The organism is Nostoc sp. UIC 10890 (assembly GCF_054786515.1).
Window position 1 is genome coordinate 2,223,175 of sequence record NZ_JBSGKF010000001.1, and the last position, 16,094, is coordinate 2,239,268.

At 42.2% G+C, this 16,094-nt stretch carries 9 protein-coding genes; 3 read left to right on the top strand and 6 right to left on the bottom strand.

What is annotated here, in order from left to right; all coding sequences use genetic code 11:
• The first annotated feature begins 134 nt into the window (after positions 1-134).
• On the top strand, positions 135-3,050 hold the full coding sequence (locus ACWATR_RS08705; protein ID WP_460331447.1) for a beta strand repeat-containing protein: 2,916 nt from the start codon (positions 135-137) through the stop codon (positions 3,048-3,050).
• Positions 3,051-3,587: 537 nt separating this feature from the next.
• Here the strand turns inward: ACWATR_RS08705 and ACWATR_RS08710 are convergent.
• Positions 3,588-3,821 (bottom strand): hypothetical protein, encoded by a 234-nt coding sequence (locus ACWATR_RS08710; protein ID WP_460331449.1) that lies wholly within the window; start codon positions 3,819-3,821, stop codon positions 3,588-3,590.
• A 464-nt stretch (positions 3,822-4,285) separates the two neighbouring features.
• On the opposite strand from ACWATR_RS08710, the gene ptsP reads away from it, so the two are divergent.
• The gene (gene ptsP, locus ACWATR_RS08715) at positions 4,286-6,832 is read left to right on the top strand and encodes a phosphoenolpyruvate--protein phosphotransferase (RefSeq protein WP_460340297.1); all 2,547 of its coding nucleotides are present in this window, start codon (positions 4,286-4,288) and stop codon (positions 6,830-6,832) included.
• A gap of 246 nt (positions 6,833-7,078) precedes the next feature.
• On the opposite strand, the gene ACWATR_RS08720 is transcribed toward ptsP, so the two are convergent.
• From ACWATR_RS08720 to ACWATR_RS08730, 3 genes are all read right to left on the bottom strand, one after another.
• Positions 7,079-7,468, bottom strand: a complete 390-nt coding sequence (locus ACWATR_RS08720; RefSeq protein WP_069074362.1) for a hypothetical protein — start codon at positions 7,466-7,468, stop codon at positions 7,079-7,081.
• A gap of 434 nt (positions 7,469-7,902) precedes the next feature.
• Entirely contained in the window at positions 7,903-8,199 is a 297-nt protein-coding gene (locus ACWATR_RS08725; RefSeq protein ID WP_460331451.1) for a hypothetical protein, read from the bottom strand.
• A 193-nt stretch (positions 8,200-8,392) separates the two neighbouring features.
• Positions 8,393-10,492 (bottom strand): TonB-dependent receptor plug domain-containing protein, encoded by a 2,100-nt coding sequence (locus tag ACWATR_RS08730; protein WP_460331454.1) that lies wholly within the window; start codon positions 10,490-10,492, stop codon positions 8,393-8,395.
• A gap of 536 nt (positions 10,493-11,028) precedes the next feature.
• Here ACWATR_RS08730 and glgX point away from each other — a divergent pair.
• Entirely contained in the window at positions 11,029-13,155 is a 2,127-nt protein-coding gene (gene glgX, locus ACWATR_RS08735; RefSeq protein ID WP_460331456.1) for a glycogen debranching protein GlgX, read from the top strand.
• A 125-nt stretch (positions 13,156-13,280) separates the two neighbouring features.
• On the opposite strand, the gene ACWATR_RS08740 is transcribed toward glgX, so the two are convergent.
• Together ACWATR_RS08740 and ACWATR_RS08745 are read right to left on the bottom strand one after the other, a co-directional pair.
• Positions 13,281-14,816, bottom strand: coding sequence for an iron uptake porin (locus ACWATR_RS08740; protein WP_460331458.1), 1,536 nt, complete (start codon positions 14,814-14,816; stop codon positions 13,281-13,283).
• Positions 14,817-15,089: 273 nt separating this feature from the next.
• A complete protein-coding gene (locus ACWATR_RS08745; protein ID WP_460331460.1) occupies positions 15,090-16,070 on the bottom strand; it encodes a phosphotransferase family protein in 981 nt (326 codons plus the stop codon).
• Between the last annotated feature and the right edge of the window lie 24 nt (positions 16,071-16,094).

The following is a 16,094-nucleotide window of genomic DNA, read 5'->3' on the forward strand; positions in this document are numbered from 1 at the left end:
AGCATAGACATCTCCTCAAGAGTGACGTATAAAACATCTCGAAAACGTCAAAATTTGGCGATTTCTTTATGCTCTAAAACAGCAGTTTTAGAACTTAAAATTGCTGAAAAAATCGATTTAGGAAAGTAAGAGTTATGGCAAATATCATTGGAACAAACGGTAATGATACCCTATTAGGTAGTAACGGTGCGGACACTATTAACGGTAAAGCAGGCAACGATATCATCACACCTACCTATGGCAGCGATACGATCACAGGTGGAGGCGGCAAGGATAAAATTGTCTACAGCTTAAACAACTTACCCAACTACGACACCGATATTATCACTGATTTCAATGGCATAGGTAAAGGAACAAACCCTACGGCAGCAGTCATTGCGGAAGTGGATATCATAAAATTCCAAGGCGATATTTTAACTGCCAAAAATCTGCTGCTCACCCAGAATGGTAACAACCTGGAAATCACTTTTGAAGGAGAGCTTGGTAATGCCAAACTGATCCTGCAAAACTTTGCCCTGGAAAACCTGGAAAACCTCAGCAAATCTACAGGAGCCACTGTAGACTTGGGCAATATTTTGTTTGATGGACAAACTACCATTACTGACAGCTTTGATGTCTTCGATGCCAACTCCACCCAAAGCACTATCTTCAAGAAGAATACAGTCACATTCCTTAACGACCTAAACAACAATGTTATCGGCTTTGACAACTCAGATGATGTCATTAACGGCCAAGGGGGTAATGACACAATAGATGGTTTAAGTGGCAACGACTTGCTGCGGGGTGATGCAGGGAATGATATCCTCAATGGCGGTGCGGGGAATGATACCCTCAACGGTGGTGCGGGGAATAACACCCTCAATGGTGGCGCTGATGACGATTATTTGAATGTTAATAATTTAAGAGGCGATAACCTGCTTTCTGGAGGTGATGGCAATGATTCTCTTAGTACCTTTTACTCGTCTGGCAAAAACACTCTCAACGGCGGCGCTGGTGACGATACCTTGCAAACTGAATTTTCATCAGGCGATAAGCTACTGAATGGGGGCGATGGCAATGATTCTCTCTCCATCCTTGACTTTGAGTACTACGAACCCGGTGTCGGCTCGTCTGACAAAAACACCCTCAATGGTGGTGCTGGTGACGATACCTTGAGTGCTAGTGGCTCATCAGGTGACAACCTGCTCTCTGGGGGCGATGGTAACGATTCTCTTAGTGCCTTTGGCGCCTTTGGTAATAATACCCTCAACGGTGGCAAGGGCGATGATATTTTTATAGGTGACGGTACCAGTGGCTATGGCGTTGATATCCTCACAGGTGGCGGTGGCAAGGATAAATTTGTTTACAGCTACTTAACTTACAGCAGCACTGATACTATCACGGATTTCGGTGGAGTAGGTAAAGGCATAAATCCTTCGGCAGCAGTCATTGCCGAAGTGGACACTCTAAATTTCCAGTCCGATGGCTTCACTGCCGAAAATCTGCTGCTCACCCAGAATGGCAACAATCTGGAAATCAGCTTTGCACATCTGTTTGGTGGAAGCAAACTCATCCTGCAAAACTTTGCCCTGGAAAACCTGGAAAACCTCAGCAAATCTACTGGAGCCACTGTAGACTTGGGCAATATCTTGTTTTATGGGCAAACTACTATTACTGACAGCTTTGATGTCTTCGATGCCAACTCCACCCAAAGCACTATCTTCAGGAAGAACACAGTCACATTCCTTAATGACTTAAACAATAATGTTAACGGCTTTGACAACTCAGATGATGTGATCAATGGTCAGGGTGGTGATGACATAATAGATGGCTTAAGTGGCAATGACTTGCTGCGGGGTGGTGCGGGCAATAATACCCTCAACGGTGGTACTGGTGACGATCGCTTGTTTGTTGACTATTTAGTAGGAAATAACCTGCTTAATGGGGGCGATGGCAATGATTCTCTCGTTGCCTCTGGCTATGAGTTCTACAACAGCTATGTCCAAAAAGGCAGCGACCTTCGCCCAGAGGGCAATAATACTCTCAACGGTGGTGCTGGTGACGATACCTTGAGTGCTAGCGGTTCAACAGGCGATAATTTGCTTTCTGGAGGCGATGGCAATGATTCTGTCTCCGTCTCTGGCTATTACTCATCACCTGGCGGCGACTACTTCCGGCCCTACGACAATCGCTCCTCTGGCAATAATACCCTCAATGGTGGCGCTGGTAATGATACCTTGAGTGCTAGCGGTTCATCAGGTGATAACCTGCTCTCTGGAGGCAATGGTAATGATTTTCTTGATATCTCTGGCTTTGCCGAACCAAATTACGACTCCTACTACAACTCTGTATCCTCTGGCAAAAACACCCTCTATGGTGGCGTTGGTAACGATACTTTAAATGCTAGCGCTTCAACAGGCAATAACCTACTGGATGGAGGCGATGGCAATGATTCTATCTATGTAAGCACCCCATCCCCATATCTTGCCTTCTCTTCTTTAGTAACACAAACGGTAGATGGGGGGACAGGTGACGATTTCTTGTCCGTCGATTACCGCGATGCTACAGGGGGAATCACTTCGACTTTTGATGCCACTACTAATACTGGATCAATTACGGCGGGTACGAATCAGGTTAACTACAAGAATATAGAACGATTCAATATCTTAGGGACAGCCTATGACGACAATATTGTGGGGAGCAATGGCAACGATAGGCTCTCTGGGAACTATGGGAATGACACACTTTATGGAGGGGATGGTACTGATACCTTTGCTTTCAATAGTTTCAATGAAGGTATTGATACTATTTCTGATTTCAACGCCACTAATGAACTTATTCAAGTATCGGCTGCTGGTTTTGGTGGCGGGTTATCAAGAGGTTCACTTTCAGCTAGCCAGTTTACCCTCGGAACATCTGCAACGACGATCGCTCAACGATTTATCTACGATAATTCTACAGGTGAACTGTATTTTGACCGAGATGGTAGTGCGTCTGGGTTTACTCAGGTAAAATTTGCACAACTTTTGGGTGGTGTGACACTAACCGAAACCAATTTTGTAGTTGTTTAGCGTTCCACCATCATTCTAGTAGTCTGCCAACCCAAAAATGCTAGGTGAGGTCTGGGGAAAGGGAAAAGGGGAAAGGGTAAGGGATTTAAAACCTTTCCCCCTGCCCCTTATCCCCAAAGCTACGGTGTATACACAAGTCTGAAATAGCTGATTAACCAGGGTTTTACCCCACCCTAACCCTCCCCTTGGAAAGGGGAGGGAACTAGATTTTCCGGTTTCCCCCCTTTCCAAGGGGGGATTAAGGGGGGTAATTCGAGTTGTGTATACACGGTAGTATCCCCAAAGGGGGCCCCACCTTCCCCCTTACCCTTTACCCTGCTAAGTTCACTTGACGAACTACTAGGCACAGAATGCAAGGTTCTCTTGTAAGCACCTTGCATTCGATTGTTCAATGCAATCTCTGTGTTAATAGAGAGTAGATGTTGAATTTTTTTCCTCAACTTTCGGCATGGTTGCGGATGGTTTACAAGTTTTCTTGGCTAAATTGGATCATGTCTGCGTTTTTATTCTTGCTTAGATGTAGACATTTGCTGAAAATTAATTCTGCGTTGCTCGAAATCTTTGGTAGGGACAATTCATGAATTGTCCGAATGGCACTAAGTTAAGCTGAAGAGTTTGCAGCGTAAGGATTGCAGAGGGGCAGGGGGCAAGGGTGCAGAGGGGAATTTCTAAATATCCGAACGCAATACCTAAAACTTCTTCTTTCTCCTCTGCTCCTCTGCTCCTCTGCACCCCTGCTGCCTCAACGATTTTCCCTTTTCTTAGTGCCATTCTGAATTGTCCCTACATCACTTTCACCAGATGTCTAGTATATGGTCATGCGATCGCAACTCATTAGCCTTAAACAACTTTTTGGGGAATTGCGGTCAAGCAAGGATAAATCCTCTAATCAATTTCTTGCTTTTTTTGCTGCCATTCTGAGTAGTTTTTGGATTGCCCAAACTTTTAACCGAAGGATCAGCCTTTTTTAATATTGTGGCGGGATAATTTTGATGGTGATGTCTCGATTAAGTTGTACGATGGGAACAAACTTATCCAAAACATTTCTTCCCCTACTGCTAGCGATGGAGTTTATGAGTGGACACCACTTATTTCAGTAAAAGAAGGCTATTTTATTCGTATTGATAGCTGGAAAGACCGGAATATTTTCGGGCAGTTGCAATTGTAGCAGAATGGGAAAATGAAACGGATAACTAGCTAAACGCAAACCTCTCAACAAGGTTGACGCTGTGGCATTGATCGGAATTGTTATTGTTTCTCACAGTAAACAACTAGCCTTGGGTGTGCGGGAACTCGCCGCGCAGATGGTTCAGGGCCAAGTTTCCATTGCTGTTGCAGCAGGTATTGAAGATCCAGAAAATCCATTGGGTACAGATCCCATTCAGGTTTATGAAGCGATCGCTTCTGTATTTTCTGATGATGGTGTCTTGGTGTTAATGGATTTGGGTAGTGCTTTGCTGAGTGCAGAAATGGCAATCGAGTTTCTCCCAGAAGCACAGCAGCAAAAAGTGTATTTGTGTGAAGCACCTCTAGTAGAAGGCGCGATCGCTGCTGTGGTAGCTGCGGCAGCTGGTAGAGATATTCACCAAGTTATGGCGGAAGCACGCGGCGCACTCTTAGCAAAAGCAACTCAATTGGGTGTAGTTAGTAGGCCGTTGTCAACTGTCACCCCAGCAACAATTAATGTAGAATCACCAACGCGAGAAATCCGGCTGATTGTCAGCAATCGCTTAGGATTACACGCTCGTCCCGCAGCGCAGTTTGTCGCAACCGCCGCCCGGTTTCAATCCCAAATTCTGGTGCGGAATTTAACAAGAAATACTGAGCTAGTCAGGGGTGACAGTATTAACCAAGTCACAACTTTAGGGGTGCGTCAAGGACACGAACTGCTGATTACTGCCACTGGTTCTGATGCAGATGAGGCACTGACGGCATTACAAGCATTATTCGCAAATAATTTTGGTGAGGCAGCCCGGTCTTGTTGTTCCAACAAAGAGGGACTGCCGAACCCGGAGGGTGAAGATAATGTTGTCTTGAATTCTCCGCCAGCATTTCACCATGAAGTTACCCCAGCAACTCACGGCGAACTTTCGGGAATTGCAGCTTCTCCTGGAGTAGCGATCGCACCTGTTGTTCATTATCAACCTACTCACGTTTCTATTACGGAATATCACGTAGACGATCCTGATGCAGAGTGGCAACGAATACAGGCAGCAATTAACACTGCTCGACAGGAAATTCAAGCAATTTTTTCACAAGCATCTCTGCAAATTGGTGACGCTGAAGCCGCCATCTTCGATGCCCAACTACTATTTTTAGAAGATCCAGTACTGTTAGAAGCGGCTCATCAACGCATTTTAGAAAACCATATAAATGCTGAATCAGCTTGGCAAGCTGTAGTAGATGAAGTAGCGACTTCCTACCGCACACTTGAAGATTCTTACCTGCAAGAGCGAGTTGACGATGTTGTGGATGTCGGGCAAAGGGTACTACGATTACTGGCTGGGAATGCTGCGGCCAACCTCCATCTTGAGTCACCGGCGATTTTGGTGGCGACTGATTTAACCCCCTCAGACACCGCTGGATTAGATCCAACAAAGGTGCTGGGTATTTGTACAACTTCTGGTAGCGCCACCTCCCACAGCGCAATTATTGCCCGGACATTGGGTATTCCCGCAGTTTTGGGAGTAGATGCCCAGGTGTTGCACTTGGCAGATGGTACACTTATGGCACTTGATGGTGAAAGTGGCAGAGCTTGGGTAGAACCAGAATCACATATCCTGGATTTACTGGCAGCAAAGCAAGAAGCTTGGCAAACTGCCCAACAGGAAGCGCGAGCGACAGCGCACCAACCAGCAATTACTCGTGATGGTCGGCAAGTTAGCGTCTTCGCCAACATTGGTAGTATAAATGATGTGCAAGTTGCTGTGGCTAGCGGTGCAGAAGGTGTGGGACTACTTCGCACCGAGTTTCTATATTTAGATCGGACAAGTGCCCCCACTGAAGAAGAACAACTAGCAGTGTATCAGGCGATCGCCCAAGTTTTAGATAATCGTCCCCTAATTATTCGTACCTTAGATATTGGTGGTGATAAGCCACTTCCCTATCTCAGAGTCGGGTTTCCAGAAGCTAACCCTTTCTTAGGTTGGCGGGGAATTCGTTTCTGTTTAGATCATTTGGATTTGTTCAAAACTCAGTTACGGGCAATTTTGAGAGCGAGCGTGGGGCATCAAATTAAGATTATGTTGCCGATGATTGCTACTGTGACAGAGGTACGTGCAGCTAAGGTAATTTTGGGTGAAGTACAAGCTGAACTAAATCAAGCTGGTATTTCCTTTGATGCAGCGATGAAAGTGGGGATTATGGTAGAGGTTCCCTCAGCAGTTGCGATCGCAGATCAGTTAGCAGCTGAAGTAGACTTCTTTAGTATAGGGACTAACGATCTGAGTCAGTACATCATGGCTAGCGATCGCACTAATCCCCGCGTGGCAAATTTAGTTGATGCACTACACCCGGCGGTGTTGCGAATGGTACAGCAAACTGTTCAAGCTGCCCATGCTGCGGGTATTTCGGTAGGATTATGTGGAGAATTGGCAGCAGATACTTTAGCAACACCAATTTTATTAGGTTTAGGGTTGGATGAGTTGAGCGTGAATCCTCAAAGTATACCTGGAGTGAAGCAAGCGATCGCTAGGTTAAGTATAGTTGCAAGTGAAGCGATCGCGGCATCAGCATTACAACAAGATTCCGCAGTTCATGTCAGAGAACTAATCTCAGCGTAATTCGTAATTCGTAATTCGTAATTCGTAATTCGTAATTGAATTAGTTGGAGTCTAAGCTCGACTTTATCCAAAATTAAGAACTTAGTTTTCTTTCTACGCCAAAAACCTTAAACTGTGTAGGTTGGGTTTCGTTCCTCAACCCAACCTACAATTTTTCTTAAATGAACCGTATTGCACCAAAAAAGACAATTACGCGCGAGTATTTCCCCAATAATTACGAATTACGAATTACGAATTACGAATTAATTAAAATCTTATTCCCAGTTGCCCATTAAATCCACGAATAGAATTGTAACCAGCACCGACAAAAACGTTATCAGTAGCACCTACCTGAACGCCACCTGAAACTGCAACACCTTTATCTTCTGAATAAAGTCCAACTCCTACATAAGGTGAAATTACAGGTAAACTGATAAATTTCAAAACATCTACTCCCGTAGCACCATCAGGGCCAGTTCCAATCTCAACCCCGAAATCCAAAGCTCTAGCTCCCACAGCATAGGTTACATCACCATCTTTTCCACCAACTGAAACCCAAGGTTGCGGTATAAGTTGAGCCGATGCTTGACTTGGGGCAAATAAAGCTAACAAACTTATGGATGTAATTAATGTTTTAGCAATAATCGTTATTTTCACGTTGTTCTCCTACACTAACTGCTGCATCTTAATTGTTTTCTCACAACTACCCTTGCTTCAGCACTACTGTTCACCAGGGTTTGTCTATGATGGCTAATCGTGACGGATTAAACCTCATTTGAGTGCCCGATGAGTTCAAGCATTATTTTGATAATGTTATATTAATTACAGCGGTATGTAGCTACAATTTTTAATTATCAAGTATATTTGCTGATTGCTTTATCAAAAAGCCTAATTGCTTTCTCAAATTACCTGATTGCTTTTTCAAAAAGGCATTTGACTTACTCATTTTGGTGTTTTCCGCAAGCAAAAGCTATGCATCTCAATACTGCTTGGGTTTTGGGAAAAGGTTAAAGGGTAAAGGTTAAAGGTTTTTTCTTTCCCCTTACCCCTTACCCTTTTCCCCAAAACCCGACAAGTATTGCTATGCATCCTTACTCAAAAGTGGACACATCTCGCAGCAAACAAGGAATTTCCCCTTGAGATACAGGAAACTCCAGCAAAGTTTCTCTAATACCCAAATACCCAGATTCAGCAAACGACAAAAGCATTCGTGAAAGCGCTAGCCAAACCTCCGATTCGTATTCCCAATCACGATAACGCGAAGCTTTACCAGCAATTGAACGTAGCGCCCAGAAATAAGAGTTCCGCACCACCGAACCACCCTTCTTAAACTCTGGTAAATCTTCATGGTGAATAAAAAGCACTTTATTTTCAATTCTGGCTCTCATAGCAATTTTGAATTTTAGATTTCGGATTAAAAATAAATTTTAAATAGGGTGCGTTACAATCCGGTTCGGTTAAGGTTTTTTGATTATTGTAGAGACGGCGATTCATCGCGTCTCTTGCCTTAACCGTAGGGTTTGTTACGACTTTAACCTAACGCACCATGCATGTTATATTGCGATGCCTCCCCTTTACCACCTAAAAATTGGCGTTTAAACCCACACGAAAAGTAAATCCAGGGCTATATATGCGATTAACTCGCTCATATTGCTCACCGAGGAGATTTTCTAAGTAAACTGTCAATCCTACATTGCTAGTTAAAGGTACACGTCCGCTCAAATCTAAATTTACGAAAGATGGCGAAAAATCTGTAATCGTGTCACCAGGGTTTGTAAAGAAGGCTCTGCGAGTGCCACTATTGTAGGTAACATACAAGTTAGCGTACCAACCTGAATTTTGATAACCCACGCCAGTTTGCAGTACAGAGTAAGGAATTAAACCTAACTGTAAACCTCTCTCTGAGCCTGTTTTTATTTGAGCATCTGTATAAGTGTAGTTGAGGAAAGTTGACCAGCCGGCTGCAATTCTTAATTGCAGTGCAACCTCTAAACCATTGGTATCTACTAGTCCAATGTTTTCCCATCTGCCGGCGATGACTCCCAAGCGATCGCTTATACTACTACCAAAGTAGGTAAATTGCCCAATCAGATTTTGAGAAAAATTGACATCTACTCCTGCACTCCAAGTAGAGCCAGTTTCCGGTCTTAAATCAGGATTAGGTTCCCAACCATGAACTGTATCATAAACATACAACTGATCTAACCCCGGATTGCGCTGTCCCCCGGCCCAACTTCCCCGCACTGCTACTATTGGTGTGACGGCATAACGTAACCCAACACTAGGATTGAGATAATTTCCAAACTGGCTGTCAAAGCTTTGCCTTAGCCCTAAATCTATCAGAAAATCGTCGGTAATATTCCAAGTATTCACAGCAAATAAAGCTGTATTGAACAAACTTCTATCTTCAGTTTCGTTATTGGCAATTCTCGCAGGATTTGTACTCAAAACATCACCGGTTAAATCGGTGTTTTTCAAATCTAATCCCCAGCGCAATTTATTATTGGAAGTAACTTTCCACTCATGATCCACTCTGGCTGTAAGTTGCTGTGTATCTAAAGCTCCTGTACGGTAAAATGCACCTGTAGGACCATAAGTACTGAAATAATCTCGGTTATAACCAATTGAGGTTGTCAGATTAGAGCTTTCCCCATTACCTAGCCGAGTCTTCCAAGATAAGCCAACATTTAAACCATCGTGGTCTAATCTATCTCTTTGCAGAGGAAAACCAAAATAAATTAAGCCGCGACGACTGCTGAGTGCAGTAACATCTAAATTCAATGAATTTTTTTTATCTAAATCTAGTCCAATGCTACCAAAGTAGGTACTTGTCGCTGTGTCTGCATTCGATAAAAAGCCCTGCTCATCACGATTTGCAGCACCTACAGGCACGCGGTAACGGTTATCTATAAAGAATCTTTCAAAGCTAAAGTTGTACTTAACTTTATCAGATGAACCACCATAAGTAACTTGCTGATTATTTAAACTCAACGAGCCAAATTCTGCACTAGCGCTCAATTTAGGTTTGCCATAACCTTCCTTGGTAATGATATTTACCACTCCCCCAAAGGCTGATGAACCATACAAAGCGGAGGCTGTACCGCTATATAATTCCACTCGTTCAATCGCCTCTACCGGAATGCTATTTAAATCAGTTCCACCATGATAAGTGTTGACATTATTGTTAATTGGTCTGCCATTAATCAGAAATACAGATTGATTAATTGAAGCTCCGCGATAGTATGTACCTGTGTGAATATCTGCACCATGACCTACATCATTGATTGCAAAACCAGGCATTCTTTTTAAGATATCGGCTAAACTTGTAGCGCCCTGCTTTTGAATTTCTTCTTTATCAATTACGTAAGTTGGGGTAGATTGAGGTAAGTTATCTGGTTCTGCGATCGCTTCTATAGTAATGTCTGTATCATCTGTATAATCTGGCTCTGGTTCTGGCTCTGGCTGAGTTTCTGGATTAACTTCACTCGGTGCAGATTGTTGAGTTAATAATTCTGCATTAGTAGCGGGTAGCTCAATTTCACTCAAAATCGGAATATCTGAAATAACTTCGGTTGAGTTATTAGTATTTCTCTGCTCAATTTCACTCTCAACAGCATAACTAGGAGACGCTATCAGTAGACTCGGTAAAGCAACTGTTAGCAACAAAAAATCCTTTTTCACGTTCTCTTTCACACCAAGTAAAAACAGTCACTACGTAGCATTGTTGCTGTAATAGTAAAATCGTGTCAAAAGACACGCTGTCATATTTCCACAGTTCAGCTTAGATAGCAGGGTGTTGACATCCTCACCGCCGTGTTCGCCCTTGGCGTTCCCGTTCGCGCAGCGTCTCCGTCAGGAGAAGGGTACGCACGGGGAAGAAGGAGTAAGGAGTAACAAGTAATAAGTAATGAGTAAATACCCGTTTTTCATCCACTCATTACTCATTACTCCTTACTCATTACTTTAAAGCCGTGCTGGGTCACAGACAGAGCAGTTTTCCTCCAGCCTCTTTCCCTACGCTTCAATTTATCAGACTTAAGGAATAGATATTTATATTACTAATGATAGAGAAAATAATATTATTTAATAAGCTAGATTATAAAGTTAGTGATTTTAACGAATTATTAGTAACTTTAAGTTTCAACTAATTATTATTAATTATTCAAGAAAATCTAAGTTGACTATTTACTGAAAAACTAATTATTGAAAATTTACTTATGTATGTAACTTTATGGCCAGGGAATGTATATCCTTTAGGTGCAACTTGGGATGGAAAAGGGACAAACTTTGCTTTATTTTCGGAAAATGCAACAGGGGTAGAGCTTTGTTTATTTGATAATGATGACGAAGAAATTCGCGTGCCTTTGACAGAAAAAAACAATTTTGTGTGGCATGGCTACTTACCAGGAGTTGGTCCAGGTCAAAAGTATGGATTTAGAGTACATGGGGCATGGGCACCGGAAGTAGGTCATCGATTTAATCCCAACAAACTATTGATTGATCCCTATGCTAAGGCGATTGACGGTGAATTTAGTAACGATCCAGCCGTCTTTGGCTACTCTCTAGACGCTCCAGAAAAAGACTTAATTTTTTCTGAAATAGATGATGCCAAAATAATGCCCAAGTGTGTTGTGGTTGATCAATCTTTTGATTGGGAAGATGATAAACGGCTTAATACACCTTGGCATACAACTGTTATTTATGAAACTCACGTTAAAGGTTTTACTAAACTACATCCAGGTATTCCAGAAGAGTTGCGTGGCACTTATGCAGGGTTGGCGCATCCGGCTGCAATTCAACACTTACAGCAATTAGGAATTACAGCAGTTGAGTTGATGCCAGTACATCACTTTCTATCTCATCCAGGACATTTAGAAGATAAAGGATTAAAGAATTACTGGGGTTACGATTCCATCAACTATTTTGCTCCCTATTCTAGTTACAGTGCTAGTGGGACTGGGGGAGAACAAGTCACTGAATTCAAGCAAATGGTCAAGGCACTACATTTTGCTGGAATTGAAGTGATCTTAGATGTAGTCTATAACCACACTGGCGAAGGAAATCATTTCGGGCCAACACTATCTTTGCGAGGTGTTGATAATTCTGTATATTACCGTTTGGTAAAGGATGATCCTCGCTACTACATGGACTTTACAGGCTGTGGTAACTCTCTGAATGTGCGTCATGCTCAAGTTCTGAAGCTAATCATGGATAGCCTGCGCTATTGGGTAACAGAAATGCATGTAGATGGCTTCCGATTTGATTTGGCCTCGGCGCTAGCACGGGAATTATATGAAGTAGATAACCTATCAGCTTTCTTTGATATTATTCATCAAGATCCAATCTTGGCAGATGTGAAACTGATAGCTGAACCTTGGGATTTAGGAGAAGGCGGCTATCAAGTCGGGAACTTTCCACTGCGTTGGTCTGAGTGGAATGGTAGATATAGGGATACAGTCAGAGATTTTTGGCGTGGTGTAGATGATAGTTTAGGACAATTTGCTTACTGTTTTACAGGTAGCCCTGACTTGTATCAAACAAACGGGCGTAACCCAAATGCAAGTATTAATTTCATCACTGCTCATGATGGTTTTACGTTAAATGATTTAGTTAGCTACAACGAAAAGCATAACGAAGCAAATGGGGAAGAGAATAGAGATGGTGAAAGCCATAATAGATCCTGGAATTGTGGTGTAGAAGGCGAAACCGATGATCCAGAAGTAATGCGTTTGCGCGAACGGCAACGACGAAACTTTTTAGCAACTCTAATGCTATCTCAAGGTGTCCCAATGCTATTAGAGGGAGATGAAATTGGCTGTAGTCAAAAGGGAAATAATAATGTTTACTGCCAAGACAATGAGATTTCCTGGCGGCATTGGGATTTGCATAAAGCGAACTCGGATTTACTAGACTTTACACGTGAACTAATTAATTTTCGCCATCAACATCCAGTATTTCGACGGCGTAAGTGGTTTCAAGGTCGCCCTATTCACGGTTTAGGCATTAATGATATTGCTTGGTTTAATGCTGATGGCAGTGAAATGACTGAGAAGCAGTGGCTAGTTAGTTATGCCAAAGTAATGGAGATTTTTTTGAATGGGCAGGGAATTGCTACTCCAGGGGATCGTGGTGAGCGGATTATTGATGAAAGTTTTCTAATATTTTTTAACGCTCACTATGAGTTAATTGACTTTGCTTTACCCAATGAATTTAAAGAAAAGGTATGGGAGATAGTAATTGACACTAATGAACCTCGGTTTTTAGATCGGGGAAAGTTAGTTTCAGGTTCTCAAAGTGTACCAGTTACGGATCGTTCTCTGATGGTATTACGCCTGATCAGTTAGTAGTGCGAGTGAGAAAAAATACCACTCGAACTTCCCTCTAAGAGGATGTTTTAAAAGTCCTCTGGTCGGTAGAAAAACCTTTTAGATCCCCCTAAATCCCCCTTAAAAAGGGGGACTTTGATAGGTTAAAAGGTAAATGTTGTCCGAATCGTACCAACATAGATTTTGTCGTTACTATTATTATTTTCGGGATTCGTAATCACAAATAAACCCGGAGTTATCGCTAGATTATCTGTGATTTGCAGGTGGTAAAAAGCTTCTAGATGTAAAGATGTATCCTCATCTTCAAAGGTATCACCGAAACTATTATCATTCACTTTAGGCGGTTGACCCACCACAAATCCGGCAAAGCTATCTTCTTGGCCAATATCTTCGATCGATAGTAGTAACGCCCATGTGGAGATAAAAGCATTTGGGGTTGCTGCTAAATCTTCTGCTGTCGCATGAATAAAACCAACTCGCCCCCCAAGAGTGATACTTTGGTTAATTTGCCAAGCGGCTTCTGCACCAAAGGAATTCGCAGCAATGGCATCTGCCTGATTATTGAAGGGATTGTTAGTTAATTCACTGCCGGTTCCGGTATTCACATTATTGTAAGAGTAGATATAGGTAACGCTAAGTGCTGTTGTTTTGGTGGGTTCAAGGGTGATTTGAGCGATCGCACCATGAGGACTAGCAAAAATTCCCCTCTCTGGATTAGCTGCATCGCTGGTGATGTATGCCAATGACAGATTCAGAGAGTCATTTAAATTATGAGAAATACCGATACCTGCACCGCCACCTTGTCGTCGAATTGGATTTTCTCGTCCAAATGTAGAAATCGATCCGTCTCCACTACCGCTAAAAAGAGGATTGACACTAGGAACAAAATCACCTAATCCTCCTCCCAAAGCGTACAAAGTTATGCGAGTTTGCTTACCTAGTGGAAATTTATAATCTATCTCATCTACTTCCATCTCATTGTCATCATCGCCATCAAATCCCAAATTGGCCATTTTAGTTCCGGTGAAATCTGCCAATTCTGGGGTGTTGCGTCCTTGCAAGCGTATTTGTAAGTTGTCTTTGCCAGTAAAACTTGTCTCTAAGCTAAGACGGACGCGATCGCTCAACACTAAATTATCATTGATTGGCTTGGTTCTACTGTTGGCTTTTTTTCCACCAGCAACTCCAGTCATCGCAAAGATAATCTCTCCCTCTAACTCGACTTGAGGCGAAAACTGTTGTGCTTGCAATGCAGCCACTTTGTTTTCTAATAAATCGATGCGATTTCTAAAAGTTGCTAATTCTGCCGAAAACTCTACTTGTAATTTTTGAATGGTAGTTAAGGTTTCTCGATTTATTTTACCATTACTGATTAGCTCATTTATGTGTATAATACAAGCATTTAAATTAGAAGCAAATTGATATCTAGTCAGGGTTTGATTGTCATTGTTAGCGTGAATAGCACAATCGTATTGCTCTATCAAAGCTTCTAGTGTTTGAAATTCCCAACTATCAACACTAATATCCGACAACTGAGAAACTGATGTAATTTTATTTAATTGATTATTTTCTATTAATGCGGGCTTAGTAGTTGCATTAGCTTTATTTATGCTGCTCAAGATAAGAAAAATAATTAAACTAATCAAGTTAATTTTCTTCTGCCAAAAAATCAAACCCATCAATATTATCTCCTGAAAATACTACCAATTCGCAAAAATAGGGTGACAGATATAGCGATTCTCGTTTGTATACAATAGACTTTGACCTCTCTCCAAACCTCTCTCCTAAAAGGAGAAAGGCTTTGAGTCTTACTCCCCTTCCCTTGTAGGGAAGGGGCTGGAGGTTAGGTCTGTATTGGTCTTTCAAGACGCGATGAATCGCGTCTCTACATGAGGGTTTTGGGGTTACTGTATTGCACTTAACTCAGAAACCCTATAATTACGAATTACGAATTACGAATTACGAATTATTCCAAGTCGCTGTTCGCATAGACATATTAGTGCTTCTGTAAAAGGACGACGTTCTACAAATTGGGTGCTGATATGAATATGCCGGACTAAAGTTAGGGTTGTATAGGATTGAATTGCTGTGAGGAATTCATCGCTTGTAAGCTGAATAAATTTTTCAGTTAAAACATTTTCATACTCTTGTAATGCTTGAGAATTACCAAAAGTACGAAGGCTGTATTCTTGAATATGACCAATAAAATTACCGATATCAAGCGCCGGATTACCTTCACAATATAAATCTAGGTCGATGAGATATAAACGAGAATTATTAATAATCACTTGATCGGGATAAAAATCACGATGGATACCACAGCGTTTTGGTTCTGGTGTGTTTTCTCCTAAATGATTACTTGATTCTAATATTCTCTCTAAGCGTTCTTGCCATTGTGGATATTGTTGCGTAACTAATGGAATCCGCTCATACAAAATTCGCAATTCATCTGACATAGTATGAGAACGGCGAGGAGGAATATTAGCTTGGTGCAATTTATGAGCAGCTTCAGCAATTAGTTTTGCGGGTAAAATACTGTCGGTTTGTGATAGAAATTGAGTAGCAATAACCCCTTCAACCTTACGCTGTAACCACATTTGCCATTCAGGAATTACCCCGACAGGTTCAGGTACAGAAATTCCATCAGGACTATCATCACCAAATCCCGCTGACCATAGAGATTTCTGTAATTCATAACTATGAAAATCCGTTCCCTTAGCCCTAACCTTACCAATCAGCGTAATTATTTGTCCATCATCATTAATCAATTCATATTCAATCAAACAACGCCGCCCCAACTTATGACGAATAACCCGGACTTTCTGCACACGACAATTTGCAGCGATCGCTAAACACCGCCCAAAACACTCTTCCACCCGCAACCGATCAACCGCATCCGCCAAAAAAGGCATCTTCCCATCACTAAAACCCATACTCTGCGTACCTCTGCGCTTACC